The organism is Streptomyces albidoflavus (assembly GCF_000719955.1).
Lineage (GTDB): Bacteria > Actinomycetota > Actinomycetes > Streptomycetales > Streptomycetaceae > Streptomyces > Streptomyces albidoflavus.
The window spans coordinates 1-17069 of sequence record NZ_JOII01000025.1 but is presented as its reverse complement, the minus strand read 5'-3'; the positions used below and the strand labels follow the sequence as shown (position 1 = coordinate 17069).

Sequence of the window (17069 nt, the reverse complement as noted above, 5' to 3'; positions counted from 1 at the left end):
CGCCCCCGAAACCCCCGGCACCGTCGGTCTGCTCGGCCCCGACCCCCTCCGGCTCGGCGCCGCCCTCACCGCCGCCGGGGTCACCGTCGGCCCGCTCACCGAGGCCGCCGGACCCGACACGCCGGCCCTGGTGCTCGTCCCCGTCGGCGGCGGCGACCCCGAGGCCGTACCCGCCGAGGTCCACGCGAGCACCGCCCGCGTCCTCGGGCACATCCAGCGTTGGCTCGCCGAGGACACCCGGCCCGGGGCGCGCCTGGTGTTCGTCACCCGGGGCGCCGTCGCCGTCGGCGAAGGGCCGCTCACCGACCCGGCCGCCGCCGCCGTCTGGGGCCTGGTCCGCTCCGCCCAGGCCGAACACCCCCACCGCTTCGGCCTGCTCGACCTCGACCCCGTCGCCGGGACCGACCCCGCCGGGCTCGTCGCGGCCCTCGCCGCCGAGGAACCGCAGACCGCGCTGCGGGGCGACACCGTGTTCGCCGCCCGGCTCGCCCGCGTCCGCCCCGACGGCGAGACCACCGCCGCCGCCTGGAACCCCGAGGGGACCGTTGTCGTCACCGGCGGCACCGGCGGCCTCGGCGCCGCCCTCGCCCGCCACCTCGTCACCGAGCGCGGCGTACGCCACCTGGTGCTCGCCGGCCGGCGCGGCCCCGACGCCCCCGGCGCCGCCGGACTCGCCGCCGACCTCGGCGCGCTGGGCGCCGAGGTCACTCTCGCCGCCTGCGACGTCGCCGACCCGGAAGCCGTGGACCGGCTGTTCGCCGCCGTACCGGCCGCCCACCCCGTCACCGCCGTCGTGCACACCGCCGGCACCCTCGACGACGGACTGGTCGAATCCCTCACCGAGGAGCGGCTCGCCGCCGTCCTGCGGCCCAAGGCCGACGCCGTCTGGCATCTGCACCGGGCCACCCGCGACCTCGACCTCGCCGCCTTCGTGGTGTTCTCCTCCCTCGCCGGCACCACCGGCGCCCCGGGCCAGGCCAACTACGCGGCCGGTAACGCCTTCCTGGACGCCGTCGCCCGCCTGCGTCGCGACGCCGGGCTGCCCGGCCTCTCCCTCGGCTGGGGCCCCTGGGTGCCCGTCGACGGCGGCATGACCGGCGAACTCTCCGAGCGGGACCTGGAGCGCATGTCCCGCTCCGGAACGCCGCCGCTCACCGTCGAACAGGGCCTGGCCCTCTTCGACGCCGCCCTCGCCCTGCCCCGCGCCGCCGTCCTGCCCGTCCGCCTCGACCTGGCCGCCCTGCGTGGCCGGGGCGAGGTGCCCCCGCTCCTGCGCGGCCTGGTCCGCACCCGTGCCCGCCGCACGGTGCGCACCGGTTCCGAGGCCGCCCTCGGCCTCGCCCAGCGGCTCGCCCGGCTGGACGAACAGGCCCGCACGGAGGCCGTCGTCGACCTGGTGCGCGACCGGACGGCCGCCGTCCTCGGCCACGCCTCCGCCGCCGACATCGACCCCGAACGCCCCTTCCAGGAGCTCGGGTTCGACTCCCTGACCGCTGTCGAGCTGCGGAACGGGCTGGCCGCCGCCACCGGCCTGCGCACCTCCGCCACCGTCATCTTCGACTACCCGACCGTCGCGGCCCTGGCCGGCCACCTCCTGGCCGAACTGACCGACGCCCCCGAGGCCGAGGCCCCCGCCCCCGCCCCGCGGACGCCCGCCACCGCCGACGACCCGATCGTCATCGTCGGCATGAGCTGCCGCTACCCCGGCGGCGTCGGCTCGCCCGACGACCTGTGGCGCCTGGTCACCGAGGGCACCGACGCGATCGGCGGCCTGCCCGTCAACCGAGGCTGGGACCTCGACTCCCTCTACCACCCGGACCCGGACCACCCCGGCACCTCGTACACCCGCTACGGCGGATTCCTGCACGACGCGGGCGAGTTCGACGCGGGCTTCTTCGGCATGAGCCCCCGTGAGGCGCTCGCCACCGACTCCCAGCAGCGACTGCTGCTGGAGGCGTCCTGGACGGCCGTCGAGCACGCCGGTATCGACCCGGTGGGCCTGCGCGGCAGCCGTACCGGTGTCTTCGCCGGCGTCATGTACAGCGACTACTCGGCGACCCTCGCCGACGAGCGTTTCGAGGGCCACCAGGGCAGCGGGACCGCCCCCAGCATCGCCTCCGGCCGTGTCTCCTACGCCCTGGGCCTGGAGGGCCCGGCGGTCACCGTCGACACCGCCTGCTCCTCCTCCCTGGTCGCCATGCACTGGGCGATGCAGGCCCTGCGCTCGGGCGAGTGCTCGCTCGCCCTGGCCGGCGGCGTCACGGCACCGCGTCCTCGCCGTGGTCCGGGGGTCCGCCGTCAACCAGGACGGTGCCTCCAACGGCCTGACCGCCCCCAACGGCCCCTCCCAGCAGCGCGTCATCCGCCAGGCCCTGGACACGGCCGGCCTCACCACCGCCGACGTCGACGCGGTCGAGGCACACGGCACCGGCACCGCCCTCGGCGACCCCATCGAGGCCCAGGCCCTCCTCGCCACGTACGGCCAGGACCGGCCCGGGGACCGGCCGTTGCTGCTCGGCTCGGTGAAGTCCAACATCGGCCACACCCAGGCCGCCGCCGGTGTGGCGGGCATCATCAAGATGGTCATGGCGATGCGCCACGGCGAACTTCCCCGCACCCTGCACGCCGGCAGCCCCTCCCGCCACGTCGACTGGGAGACCGGCGACGTCCGCATCCTCCAGGAGCCGGAGGCGTGGCCCGAGACCGGCCGCCCCCGCCGCGCCGGTGTCTCCTCCTTCGGCATCAGCGGCACCAACGCCCACGTCGTCCTGGAACAGGGCGAGTCCGCCCCCGCCGGGTCCACCGGCACCGCGCCCGCCGAAGCCACCGTCCTGCCCTGGACCCTCTCCGGTCGCACCCGGCCCGCGCTGCGCGCCCAGGCCGCCCGGCTGCTCGCTCACCTCGACGCGCGCCCCGACGAGGCCCCCGCCGACCTCACCCACTCGCTGGCCACCACCCGCCCGGCCTTCGAGCAGCGCGCCGTGGTCGTCGGTACCGCCGACGACGCCCGCCGTGCCCTGGCCGCCCTCGCCGCCGACCGGCCCGACCCGGCGCTCGTCCTCGGCGAGACCGGTGGCACCGGCCGCACCGCCCTGCTCTTCACCGGCCAGGGCAGCCAGCGCCCCGGCACCGGCCGCGAACTGTACGAGCGTCACCCGGTCTTCGCCGAGGCTCTGGACGAGGTCGTCGCGCGCCTGGACCCGCTCCTCGTCGACGCTCCCGCCGGCACCCCGCACGGCTCCCTCAAGGACGTCATGTTCGCCGAGGAGGGCACCCCGGGCGCCGCCGCCCTGTACGAGACCGGCTGGACCCAGCCCGCCCTGTTCGCCCTGGAGACCGCGCTGTACCGGCTGGTGCGGTCCTGGGGCGTGCGCCCCGGCGTGCTCCTCGGCCACTCCGTCGGCGGCATCGGCGCCGCCCACGCCGCCGGCGTCCTCTCCCTGGACGACGCCTGCGCGCTGGTCGCCGCCCGCGCCCGCCTGATGCAGGCCCTGCCCGAGGGCGGCGCCATGTGGTCGCTCCAGGCGTCCGAGGACGAGGTCCTGCCCCTGCTCCAGGGGCAGGAGGACGTGGCCGCCCTCGCCGCCGTCAACGGGCCGTCGGCCATCGTCGTCTCCGGCGAGGAGGAGGCCACCGCGGCCATCGCCGCGCACTTCGCCGGCCTCGGCCGCGCCACCCGCCGGCTGCGGGTCAGCCACGCCTTCCACTCGCCCCGCATGGACGCCGTGCTGGACGCCTTCCGCGAGGTCGCCGAGGGCCTGACGTACCACGAGCCCACCGTCCCCGTGGCCTGCGACCTCACGGGCCGCCTCGCCGAGGGCGACGACCTGCGGACCGCCGACTACTGGGTCCGCCACCTGCGCTCCACCGTCCGCTTCGCCGACGCCGTGCGCGCCGCCCACGAGGCCGGCGCCACCACCTACCTCGAACTGGGCCCCGGCGGCTCCCTGTGCGCCGCCGCCCAGGACACCCTCGGTGACGACACCGAGGCCGACGCCGTCCCGACGCTGCGCACCGGTCGGCCGGAGGACGAGTCCGTCCTCACCGCCCTCGCCCGGCTCCACGTCCGCGGCGTCCGCGTCGACTGGGGCGCGGTCCACCCGGCCGGCGCCGGCACCGTCGAGCTGCCCACGTACGCCTTCCAGCACGAGACCTACTGGCCGGACACCACCGCGCCGACCGTGCGCCGCACCGGTGACGGCTCCGGCGACCCGGCCGACGCCGAGCTGTGGACCGCCGTCGAACGCGGCGACGCCACCGGGCTCGCCGGGCTCCTCGGTCTGCGCGACGAGGAACACGCCTCCCTCTACGCGCTGCTGCCGTCGCTGAGCTCCTGGCGCCGCGCCCGTCAGGAACGCGCCGTCCTCGACGCGGCCCGCTACCGGATCGCCTGGCAGCCCGCCGGTACCGAGAGCGCCCCGGTGCTCGACGGGACCTGGCTGGCCGTCACCACCGAGGACGACGGCGCGGCCGACACCGTCCTCGCCGCCCTGCGCGGCCACGGCGCCGTCGTCGAGCGCCTGGTGCTCGACGCCTCCCACCTCGACCGCGATCTCCTCACCACCACCCTGCGCGCCGCCGTCGAGAACGCCACGGCCGAAGGTGCCACCGGTGTCCGCGGCATCCTGTCGCTGCTGCCGCTCGCCGACGCCGCCCGCCCCGAGGCCACCGGCCCCGACGCACCGGCCGGCGGACTCCCGGCCGGCTTCGCCCTCGGCGTGGTCCTCGCCCAGGCCCTCGGCGACGCCGCCGTCACCGCCCCGCTGTGGACGGTCACCCGCGGCGCCGTCTCCACCGGCCCCGGCGACCCGCTCACCCACCCCGCCCGCGCCGCCGCCTGGGGCCTGGGCCGGGTCGCCGCCCTGGAACGCCCCGAGCAGTGGAGCGGACTGGTCGACCTGCCGGAGGTCCTCGACGCCCCGGCCACCCAGCGGCTGGTCAGCCTCCTCGCCACCCGCGACGGCGAGGACCAGCTCGCCGTCCGCGCGGGCGGCACCCTGGCCCGCCGCGTCGTCCGGCACCCCGGCGACGCCCTGCCCCGCGAGGACGAGTTCACCGCCTCCGGCACCGTCCTGGTCACCGGCGGCACCGGCGGCCTCGGCGCCGAGGCCGCGCGCTGGCTCGCCCGCTCCGGCGCCGCCCACCTCGTCCTCACCGGCCGCCGCGGCCCCGACGCCCCCGGCGCCGCCGAACTCCGCGCCGAACTGGAGGAACTGGGCGCCCGCGTCACCCTCACCGCCTGCGACAGCGCCGACCGCGACGCCCTCGCCGCCGTCCTCGCCGCGGTGCCCGAGGACGCCCCCCTCACCGGCGTCGTGCACGCCGCCGGCGTCGGCCAGGCCGCGCCGCTCGCCGACACCCCGCTCGACCAGGTCGCCGCCGCCATGGCCGCCAAGACCCTCGGCGCCGCCCACCTCGACGCCCTCCTCGACGGCCACGACCTCGACTTCCTCGTCCTGGTCTCCTCCGTCGCCGGCGTCTGGGGGAGCGCGGGCCAGAGCGCCTACGCCGCCGCCAACGCCTACCTCGACGCGCTCGCCGAGAACCGCCGCTCGCGCGGCCTCGCCGCCACCTCCGTCGCCTGGGGCCCCTGGGCCGAGGTCGGCATGGCCAGCGCCCACCGGACCGTCTCGGAGAACCTGGAACGCGCCGGCCTGCGGCTGCTGAACCCCGCCACCGCCATGACGGAGCTGCGCCGCGCCGTCGTACGCGGCGAGACCACCGTGACCGTCGCCGACGTCGACTGGGAGCAGTACCACCCGGTCTTCACCGCCGCCCGGTCCAGCCGCCTCTTCGACACCGTCGACACCGTCGCGGCCCTCGGTGCTCCCGGGAGCACCGGCGCCGTCTCCGGGCTGGCGGAGCGCCTCGGCGGCCTCACCGAGCAGGAACAGGAGCGGCTGCTCGTCGACCTCGTGCGGGCCGAGGCCGCCGTGGTGCTCGGGCACACCTCCGCCGAGGGGGTGCCGGTCAAGAAGGCGTTCCGTGACGCCGGGTTCGACTCGCTGACCGCCGTCGAACTGCGCAAGCGCCTCGCCCACCTCACCGGACTCGCGCTGCCGAGCACCCTGGTCTTCGACTACCCCAACCCGCTCGCCCTCGCGCGCCACCTGCGTGCCGAACTCCTCGGCACGGTCGAGACCGCCCCCGTGGCGACCGGCCCCGCCGTCACCGACGAGCCCATCGCCATCATCGGCATGAGCTGCCGCTTCCCCGGCGGCGCCCGCTCCGCCGACGCCTTCTGGCAGCTCGTCGCCGACAACACCGACGCGATCTCGGAGTTCCCCGTCAACCGGGGCTGGGACGGCGACGCGCTGTACGACCCGGACCCCGACCGGCCCGGCACCACCTACTCCACGCAGGGCGGATTCCTGCACGACGCGGGCGAGTTCGACGCCGGGTTCTTCGGCATCTCGCCGCGCGAGGCCGTCTCCATGGACCCGCAGCAGCGCCTCCTGCTGGAAACCACCTGGGAGGCGTTCGAGCACGCGGGCATCGACCCGGCCGCCGTGCACTCCACACCCACCGGCACCTTCATCGGCTCCACCTACCAGGACTACGGCGTCTCCATGGACGACGGGTCCGCGGGCCACGCCGTCACGGGCTCCAGCCCCAGCGTGCTCTCCGGCCGCCTCGCCTACTCCTTCGGCCTGGAGGGCCCGGCCGTCACCGTCGACACCGCCTGTTCCTCGTCGCTGGTGGCGCTCCACCTGGCCTGCCAGTCGCTGCGCAACGGCGAGACCACCCTCGCCCTGGCGGGCGGCGCCACCGTCATGACCAACCCGATGCCGTTCATCGCCTTCAGCCGGCAACGGGCCCTCGCCCGGGACGGCCGCTGCAAGGCCTTCTCCGAGAGCGCCGACGGCATGACCCTCGCCGAGGGCGTCGGCATCCTCGTCCTGGAGCGGCTCTCCGACGCCCGCCGCAACGGCCACGAGGTCCTCGCCGTCGTCCGCGGCTCCGCCATCAACCAGGACGGCGCCTCCAACGGTCTGACCGCCCCCAACGGCCCCTCCCAGGTCCGCGTGATCCGCCAGGCGCTGGCCGCCTCCGGCCTCACCACCGACGACATCGACGCGGTCGAGGCACACGGCACCGGCACCGCCCTCGGCGACCCCATCGAGGCCCAGGCCCTGCACGCCACCTACGGCAGGGACCGCGACCCCGAGAACCCGCTGCTGCTCGGCTCGGTGAAGTCCAACATCGGCCACACCCAGTCGGCCGCCGGCGTCGCGGGCATCATCAAGATGGTCATGGCGATGCGCCACGGCACCCTGCCGCGCACCCTGCACGCCACGGAGCCCTCCAGCCACATCGACTGGTCCGGCGGCACGGTCCGCCTCGTCACCGAGAACACCGGCTGGGCCCGGGACGACCGCCCGCTGCGCGCCGCCGTCTCCTCCTTCGGCATCAGCGGCACCAACGCGCACGCCATCCTGGAACAGGCGGCCCCCGCCGAGGAGCCCGCCCCCGCCGCCGGACCCGCCCAGCCCACGGGCGGCACCCTGCCGTGGATCCTCTCGGCCGCCGCCCCCTCCGCCCTGCGCGAGCAGGCCGCCAACCTCGCCGCCCACGTCACCTCCGGCGCGGCACCGCACCCCGCCGACGTCGGCCACACCCTGATCACCGCACGCTCCGTCCTGGAGCACCGCGCCGTCGCCCTCGGCGCGGACACCGGCGAACTCACCGACGCGCTCGCCGCGTTCGGCGCCGGCGAGTCCACCGGCCAGGTGGTCCACGGCACCGCCGACACCGACGGCCGCACCGTCTTCGTCTTCCCCGGCCAGGGCTCCCAGTGGGCCGGCATGGGTGCCGAACTCCTCGACACGTCACCGGTGTTCGCCGAGCGGTTCCACGCCTGCGCGGCCGCCCTGGCCCCGTACACCGACTGGGACCTCGTCGACGTCGTCCGCCAGGCCGACGGCGCGCCGACCCTGGACCGGGTCGACGTCGTGCAGCCCGCGACCTGGGCCGTGATGGTCTCCCTCGCGGAGCTGTGGCGGGCCCACGGCGTCACCCCCGACGCGGTGATCGGCCACTCCCAGGGCGAGATCGCCGCCGCCGTCGTCTCCGGCGCCCTCACCCTCGACGACGGCGCCCGCGTCGTCGCCCTGCGCTCCCAGGCGATCCGCCGGGTCCTGGCCGGGGCCGGCGGCATGATGTCCGTCCAGGTCTCCGCCGTCGAGGCCAAGCAGTACCTGACCCCCCACGCGGGCGCGGTCTCCGTCGCCGCCGTCAACGGCCCGCGCTCCGTCGTCCTCGCCGGTACGCCCGAGGCACTGGACGCCCTCCAGGCGGAGTTCGCCGCCCGCGACCTGCGGGCCCGCCGGATCGCCGTGGACTACGCCTCCCACACGGCACAGGTGGAGCGGATCGAGGCCGAACTCCTCGACCTGCTCGCCCCGGTGGCACCGCGCGCCGCCCGGGTCCCGTTCCACTCCACGGTCACCGGCGCCACGCTCGACACCACCGGCATGGACGCCGCCTACTGGTACCGCAACCTGCGGCAGACCGTCCGCTTCGAGGACGGCGTGCGCGCCCTGCTCGACACCGAACACACGCTCTTCGTCGAGATCAGCCCGCACCCCGTGCTGACCATGGCCGTCCAGGCCACCGCCGAGGAGGCCGGCCGCCCGGCCGCCGCCGTCGGCACCCTGCGCCGCGAACAGGGCGGCACCGCGCGCTTCCTCACCTCCCTCGCCGAACAGTGGGTACGCGGCGGCCGGGCCGACTGGAACGCGGTCTACGCGGACACCGGCGCCCGCAGGACACCCCTGCCCACCTACGCCTTCCAGCGTGAGCACCTGTGGGCCGTCTCCGCCCGCCCGCAGGGCTCCGGCGACGGCGACCCCGCCGACGCCGAGTTCTGGGCCGAGGTCGAGCAGGAGGACGCGGAGTCCCTCGCCTCCCGGCTGGAACTCGACCGGGAGGCGCTCGCCCCGCTGCTGCCCGCCCTCTCCACCTGGCGCCGTGGCAGGCGCGACCGTTCCACCGTCGGGTCCTGGCGCTACCGCGCCACCTGGAAGCCGCTCGGCGCGCTCCCCTCCGCGACCCTGGACGGCACCTGGCTGCTCGCCACCGCGGAGGGCACCGACCCCGAGTACGCCGCCGCCGTGGCGGAGCAGCTGACCGCGCACGGCGCGCGGACCGTGCCCCTCGCGCTGACCGGGGTCGACGCCGACCGGGCGGCTCTCACGGAGCGGCTGCGCGACCTGCCCGAGCCGGCCGCGGTGGTCTCCCTGCTGGCCGACGACGAGTCCACCGGCGCCGCCCACCCGGTCCTCACCACCGGTCTCGCCCTCAGCGTCACGCTGACGCAGGCCCTCGGCGACGCCGGGATCGAGGCACCCCTGTGGGCGCTGACCCGCGGCGCCGTCTCCACCGGGCGCGCCGACCGCCTCACCCGGCCCGCCCAGGCCCTCGTCCAGGGCTTCGGCTGGACCGCGGCCCTGGAACACCCGGACCGGTGGGGCGGCACCGTCGACCTGCCCGAGACCCTGGACCGCCGGGCGGGCGAACGCCTCGCCGCCGTCCTGTCCGGTACCACCGGCGAGGACCAGCTGGCGGTCCGCGCCTCCGGCGTCCTGGCCCGCCGTGTCTCCCCGGCCCCGGCGCCCACCGGCACCGGCCGCTGGAGCCCGCGCGGCACCGTCCTGGTCACCGGCGGCACCGGAACGCTCGGCCCGCACCTGGCCCGCTGGCTCGCCGACCAGGGCGCCCGCGACCTGGTCCTCACCAGCCGCCGCGGCGCGGACGCCCCCGGCGCCGCCGAACTCGCCGCCGAACTCGGCGAACGCGGCTGCCGGGTGACCGTCGCCGCCTGCGACGTCACCGACCGCGAGGCGGTCGCCGCGCTCCTCGACGGCCTCACCGCCGAGGGCCGCACCGTCCGCAGCGTCTTCCACACCGCCGCCGTCATCGAGCTCCAGTCCATCGAGGAGACCAGCCTCGACGCGTTCGCCAAGGTCGTCCACGCCAAGACCGCGGGCGCCGCCCACCTCGACGAACTCCTCGACGACGACCAGCTCGACGCCTTCGTCCTCTACTCGTCCACCGCCGGTATGTGGGGGAGTGGCCGGCACGCCGCGTACGTCGCCGCCAACGCCCACGTCAACGCGCTCGCCGAGCACCGGTGCGCCCGAGGCGCCCACGGCACCGCCGTCTCCTGGGGCATCTGGGCCGACGACATGAAGCTCGGCCGGGTCGACCCCGGCCAGATCCGCCGCAGCGGCCTGGAGTTCATGGACCCGCGCCTCGCCCTCGCCGGGCTCCGGCAGGTCCTCGACGGGGACCAGGGCGCCGTCGCCGTCGCCGACGTCGACTGGGACCGCTACCACCCCGTCTTCACCTCCTCGCGGCCCACCGAGCTCTTCGAGAACGTGCCCGAGGTCCGCCGCCTCACCGAGCAGCAGGAGGCCCGCGCCGGCGAGGCCGGAGAGTTCATCCACCGCCTGCGCTCCCTGCCCGCCGGCGAGCAGGACCGCCTCCTGCTGGAACTCGTCCGCTCGGAGGCGGCCACCGTCCTCGGCCACGCCTCCCCGGAGGTGCTGTCGGAGCGTCGCGCCTTCCGTGACATCGGGTTCGACTCGCTCACCGCGGTCGACCTGCGCAACCGGCTGGCTTCCGTCACCGGCCTGACCCTGCCGAGCACCCTCGTGTTCGACTACCCGGACCCGCTCACCCTCGTGGGCCACCTGCGGGGCCTGGCCGGCGGTCCCGCCGCCGACTCCGACGGCCCGGTCCGCACCACGGCCGCCACCGACGACGAGCCGATCGCCGTCGTCGCGATGAGCTGCCGCTACCCGGGCGGCGTCACCTCGCCCGAGGCCCTGTGGGAGCTGATCGCGGCCGGCGCCGACGCCATCACCGGCTTCCCCGCCGACCGGGGCTGGGACGCCGACGCCCTCTACGACCCGGACCCCGACCGGCCCGGCACCACCTACTCCACGCAGGGCGGATTCCTCCACGACGTCGCCGACTTCGACGCCGGCTTCTTCGGGATCTCCCCGCGTGAGGCACTGGCGATGGACCCCCAGCAGCGCCTGCTGCTGGAGACCGGCTGGGAGGCGATCGAGCGCGCGGGCATCGACCCCGCGACCCTGCGCGGAAGCATGACCGGCACCTTCATCGGCGCCAGCTACCAGGACTACACCGCGGGCGGCGCCGGCTCCGAGGGCGCCGAGGGCCACCTGATCACCGGCACCATCTCCAGCGTGATGTCCGGCCGGCTCGCCTACACCTTCGGCCTGGAGGGCCCGGCCGTCACCCTGGACACCGCCTGCTCCTCCTCCCTGGTCGCGCTCCACCTGGCCTGCCAGTCGCTGCGCAACGGCGAGTCCACCCTCGCCCTGGCGGGCGGCGTCAGCGTCATGGCCACCCCGCAGGCGTTCACCGGCTTCAGCCGCCAGCGCGCGATGGCCCCCGACGGCCGCTGCAAGGCGTACGCCGAGGGCGCCGACGGCATGAGCCTGGCCGAGGGCGTCGGCCTGGTCCTCGTCGAGCGGCTGTCCGACGCGCGCCGCAACGGCCACCCCGTCCTCGCCGTCATCCGGGGCTCCGCCGTCAACCAGGACGGCGCCTCCAACGGCCTCACCGCCCCCAACGGCCCCTCCCAGGCGCGCGTCATCCGCCAGGCCCTCGCCAACGCCCGGCTCACCCCGGGCGAGGTGGACGTGGTCGAGGGCCACGGCACCGGCACCGCCCTCGGCGACCCCATCGAGGCCCAGGCCCTGCTGGCGACGTACGGCCAGGACCGGCCCGGGGACCGGCCGCTGCTGCTCGGCTCGGTGAAGTCCAACATCGGCCACACCCAGATGGCCTCCGGCATCGCCGGTGTCATGAAGGTGGTCATGGCGATGCGGCACGGCATCGTCCCGCGCACCCTGCACGTCGACACCCCCTCCAGCCACGTCGACTGGGGCTCCGGCGCCATCGACCTGGCCACCGAGACCGTGCCGTGGCCCGAGACCGGACGCCCGCACCGGGCCGCCGTCTCCTCCTTCGGCCTCTCCGGCACCAACGTCCACACCATCGTCGAGCAGGCGCCCGAGGAGCCCGCGACCGAGCCCTCCGCGTCCCCGGCCCCCGCCGGCGACCCGGCCACCCTGCCCCCGGGCGTCCCCGTCGTGCTCTCCGCCCGGACCCGGGCCGCCCTGCGCGAGCAGGCCGAGCGGCTCGCCGGACACCTCGCCGGCCGTCCGGACGTACCGCTGGTGGACCTGGCCCACTCGCTGGCCACCACCCGTGGCGTCCTGGAGCACCGCGCCGCCGTCCTCACCGGCGACCGGGACGGCCTGCTGCGGGCGCTCACCGCGCTGCGCGAGGGCACCCCCGACGCCTCGCTGCTCACCGGCGCCCCCGCACGAGGAGGGCTCGCCTTCCTCTTCACCGGCCAGGGCAGCCAGCGCCCGGCCATGGGACGGGACCTGTACGAGCGTCACCCGGTCTTCGCCGAAGCCCTGGACGCGGTCCTCACCCGCTTCGACCAGGAACTGGACCGCCCGCTGCGCGAGGTGCTCTTCGCCGAGGAGGGCACCGCCGAGGCCGCGCTCCTGGACGACACGGCGTACACGCAACCCGCCCTGTTCGCCCTCGAAGTGGCGCTGTACCGGCTCGTCGAGTCCTGGGGGGTACGCCCCGACCAGGTCGCCGGCCACTCCGTCGGTGAGATCGCCGCCGCCCACGTGGCGGGGGTCTTCTCCCTCGACGACGCCTGCGCCCTCGTCGCGGCCCGTGGCCGCCTCATGGCCGCCCTTCCGGCGGGCGGCGCCATGGTCGCCGTCGAGGCGAGCGAGGAAGAGGTACTGCCCCTCCTGGAGGGAGGCGAGGACCGGATCTCCCTCGCCGCGGTCAACGGCCCGCGCGCCGTGGTGATCGCCGGTGACGAGGAGCCGGTCGCCGCCGTCGCCGCCCGCCTCGCCGAGGACGGCCGCCGCACCCGCGCGCTGAAGGTCAGCCACGCCTTCCACTCGCCGCGCATGGACGCCATGCTCGACGACTTCGCCCGCGTCGCCCGCGGCCTCACCTACGAGACGCCGCTCGTGCCGGTGGTCTCCACCGTCACCGGCGCCCCCGCCACCCCCGAGGAACTGCGTTCGCCCGAGTACTGGGTCGGCCAGGTCCGTGCCACCGTCCGGTTCGCCGACGCCGTACGCACCCTCGCCCGCCAGGGCGTCACCTCCTGCCTGGAACTCGGTCCCGACGGCACCCTCTCCGCCGCCGCCCGCGACGTCCTCGACGCCGACCCGGCCGACGCCGCCGCCCGGCCCGTCACCGTCGTCCCCGCGCTGCGCCGCGACCGCGACGAGGTGCCGTCCCTCACCGCCGCCCTCGCCCGGCTGCACGTCCACGGCACCGCCGTCGACTGGACCGGCGCCTTCGAGGGCACCGGCGCCCGCCGCGTCGACCTGCCCACCTACGCCTTCCAGCGCAGCCGCTACTGGCCCGACACCACCTTCACCCCGGCCACGGCCGCGGGCCCCGCCGACACCGGCGCCGACGCCGCGTTCTGGTCGGCCGTCGAGCGGGCCGACCTGCCCACGCTCGGTGCCGACCTCGGCCTGGACGACGACACGCTGTCCGCCCTGGTGCCGGCCCTGTCCTCGTGGCGCCGCCGCCGCACCGCACAGGCCGCCGCCGACGGCCGCCGCCACCGGATCGTGTGGAAGCCGCTCGACGGCGCCCCCACCGGACGGCCCGAGGGCACCTGGCTGGTCCTGCGTCCCACCGGTACGGCCGCGCCCGAGACCGCCGCGCTCCTGGACACCCTCGGCCTGGACACCGCCGAGGTCACCGTCGACCTCGCGGCCCCCGACCGTGCCGCGCTCGCCGACACCCTGCGCCGGCTGCCGCGCCCCGAGGAGGGCTTCACCGGCGTCCTCGCCCTGCCGGCCCTCGACACCGCCGCCACCGCCGACGACGTGGCAGGGACCGGTGCCGTGGCGCCGACGGCCGCCGCCCTGAACGCCCTGGACGACGCCGGGATCACCGCGCCCCTGTGGATCATCACCCGGCAGGCCGTGAGCACCGGACGCGCCGACCGGCTGACCCGTCCCGGGCAGGCGGGTGTGTGGGGGCTCGGCCGGGTCGCCGCCCTGGAGAACCCCGGGCGCCGCATCGCCCTGGTCGACCTGCCCGAGCAGTTCGACACCCGCGTCGCCCGCCGGCTGGCGCACCTCCTGGCCGTGCCCGGCACGGAGAACCAGCTCGCCGTCCGCGCCTCCGCCACCTACGCGCGGCGGATCGCCCACCACCCGGCGCCCCAGGAACCGGCGCGTCCGTTCGCCCCCGAGGGCACCGTCCTGATCACCGGCGGCACCGGCGCCCTCGGCGCCCACGTCGCCCGGCTCCTGGCCGGGCGCGGCACGCCGCACCTGCTGCTGACCAGCCGGCGCGGCGCGGACGCCCCCGGCGCCGCCGAACTCGCCGCCGAGCTGCGGGAACTGGGCGCCGAGGTCACCCTGGCCGCCTGCGACACCGCCGACCGGGAGGCGCTCGCCGCGCTCCTGGCCGAGGTGCCCGCCGACCGCCCCCTCACCACCGTGGTGCACGCGGCGGGCGTCCTCGACGACGGCCTCCTGGACACCCTCACCCCGGAGCGGTTCGCCGCCGTCCTCGACGCCAAGGCCCGCTCCGCCGCCCACCTGCACGAGCTGACCCGCGACCTCGGCCTCACCGACTTCGTCCTGTTCTCCTCGACCGCCGGCACCCTCGGCGCCGCCGGACAGGCCAACTACGCCGCCGCCAACGCCTACCTCGACGCCCTCGCCGAACACCGGCGCGAACAGGGCCTGCCCGCCACCTCGGTGGCCTGGGGCCCCTGGTCCGGCACCGGCATGGCCGGCGAGGGCACCGGCGTAGAGGACCGGGTCCGCCGTGGCGGCTTCACCCCGATGAGCCCCGAGGACGCCCTCGCCGCCCTCGACGCCGCCGTCGGCCACCGCGACACCGCGCTCCTCGTCGCCGACATCGACTGGCCGCGCTACGCCACCGTCTTCGCCCCGCACCGCGCCCTCGTCGGCGACCTGCCCGAGGTACGCGCCACCGGCGGCGCGGCCACCGCCCACGGCGACACCGAACCGGCGCTGCGCCGCCAGGTCGCCGCCCTGACCGGCCCCGCCCGCGAGCGGTACGTGCTGGACTTCCTGCGCGCCCAGGTCGCCGCCGTCCTCGGTCACCCCGACCCGGACGCCGTCGAGGCCGACCAGGCCTTCACCGACCTCGGCTTCGACTCCCTCACCACCGTCGAACTGCGCAACACCCTGGGCGCCACCACCGGCCTGCGGCTGCCCGCCACCCTCGTCTACGACCACCCGACCGCCCGCGACCTGGCCGCTCACCTCCTGACCGAGATCCTGGGCGACCTGCCCGAGCCGGCGGCGGGCGGGAACGCGGCCGGCGAGGCTCCCCGCGCCACGGAGACCGACCCGGTCGTCGTGGTCGGCATGGGCTGCCGGTTCCCCGGCGGTGTCGAGTCGCCCGAGGAGCTCTGGCAGCTCCTCGGCGAGGGCCGCGACGCCGTCTCCGGCTTCCCGGCCGACCGCGGCTGGGACCTGGACTCGCTGGCCCGTGGCGGCTCCGCCACCCTGGAGGGCGGCTTCCTCCAGGGCGCCGGACTCTTCGACGCCTCGTTCTTCGGCATCTCCCCGCGCGAGGCCCTCGCGATGGACCCGCAGCAGCGCCTGCTGCTGGAGACCTCCTGGGAGGCCCTGGAGCGGGCCGGCATCGACCCGCAGGGCCTGCGCTCCAGCGCCACCGGCGTCTTCGTCGGCACCAACGGCCAGGACTACGCCACCGTGCTGCGGCGCGGCACCACCGACGTGCGCGGCCACGCCGCGACCGGCACCACCGCCAGCGTGATGTCCGGCCGCCTGTCCTACACCCTGGGCCTGGAGGGCCCGGCGGTCACCGTCGACACCGCCTGCTCCTCGGCACTGGTGGCCCTGCACATGGCCGCCGGGGCGCTGCGCTCCGGCGAGTGCACCCTGGCCCTCGCCGGCGGCGTCTCGGTGATGGCGAGCCCGGACGCCTTCGTGGAGTTCACCGCGCAGGGCGGCCTGGCCGGCGACGGCCGCTGCAAGGCGTTCGCCGACGCCGCGGACGGCACCGCCTGGGGCGAGGGCGCCGGCGTCCTCGTCCTGGAGCGGCTCTCCGACGCCCGTCGCCACGGCCACCCCGTCCTCGCCGTGCTGCGCGGCTCCGCCGTCAACCAGGACGGCGCCTCCAACGGCCTCACCGCGCCTAACGGCCGCGCCCAGCAGCGCGTCATCCGCCAGGCGCTGGCCGACGCGCACCTCACCCCGGCGGAGGTCGACGCCGTCGAGGCGCACGGCACCGGCACCACCCTGGGCGACCCGATCGAGGCCCACGCCCTGATCGCCGCCTACGGCGAGGGCCGCGACCCGGCGCAGCCGCTGCTGCTCGGCACCGTCAAGTCCAACCTGGGCCACACCCAGGCCGCCGCGGGCGCCGCCGGTGTCATCAAGACCGTCCTCGCCCTGGGCCACGGCGAACTGCCGCGCACCCTGCACGTCGACGCGCCGTCCTCGCACGTCGACTGGTCCGACGGCACCGTGGAACTGCTCCGCGAGCACCGCGCCTGGCCCGAGACGGGCCGTGCGCGCCGGGCGGGCGTCTCCGCCTTCGGCGTGAGCGGCACCAACGCGCACGTCATCCTGGAGCAGCCCGAACCGGCCACCGCCGAGACCCCGGAACCGGTCACCGAGCCGTCCGTCGTGCCCTGGCTGGTCTCGGCCCGCTCGGAGGACGCCCTGGCGGCCCAGACCGCGCGGCTGACCACCTTCACACAGGCCCGGCCCGAGGTCCCCGCGCTCGACACCGCCTACAGCCTGGCCACCGGCCGAGGGGCCTTCGCCCACCGTGCCGTCCACCTGGTCACCTCCGGGGGCGAACCCCTGGAGACCGTCCGCGACCGCGCCTCGGAACGCCGCCTCGCCCTGCTCTTCTCGGGCCAGGGTTCGCAGCGTGCGGGGATGGGCCGGGAGTTGTACGAGCGTTTCCCGGTGTTCGCGGAGGCGCTGGACGCGGTGGTGGCCCGTCTGGACACGGGG

Annotated in this window: 1 protein-coding gene and 1 pseudogene; both read left to right on the top strand. The window is 76.6% G+C overall.

Features of this window, described 5'->3' with window-relative positions; genetic code table 11:
- Nucleotides 1–28: 28 nt before the first annotated feature.
- Nucleotides 29–2209: pseudogene (locus IF45_RS34525) on the top strand (type I polyketide synthase); the annotation flags it as partial.
- A partial coding sequence (locus tag IF45_RS31530; RefSeq protein ID WP_440862115.1) for a type I polyketide synthase occupies nt 2124–17069 on the top strand: 14946 nt, incomplete at its 3' end. The pseudogene IF45_RS34525 and the gene IF45_RS31530, both read left to right, overlap by 86 nt.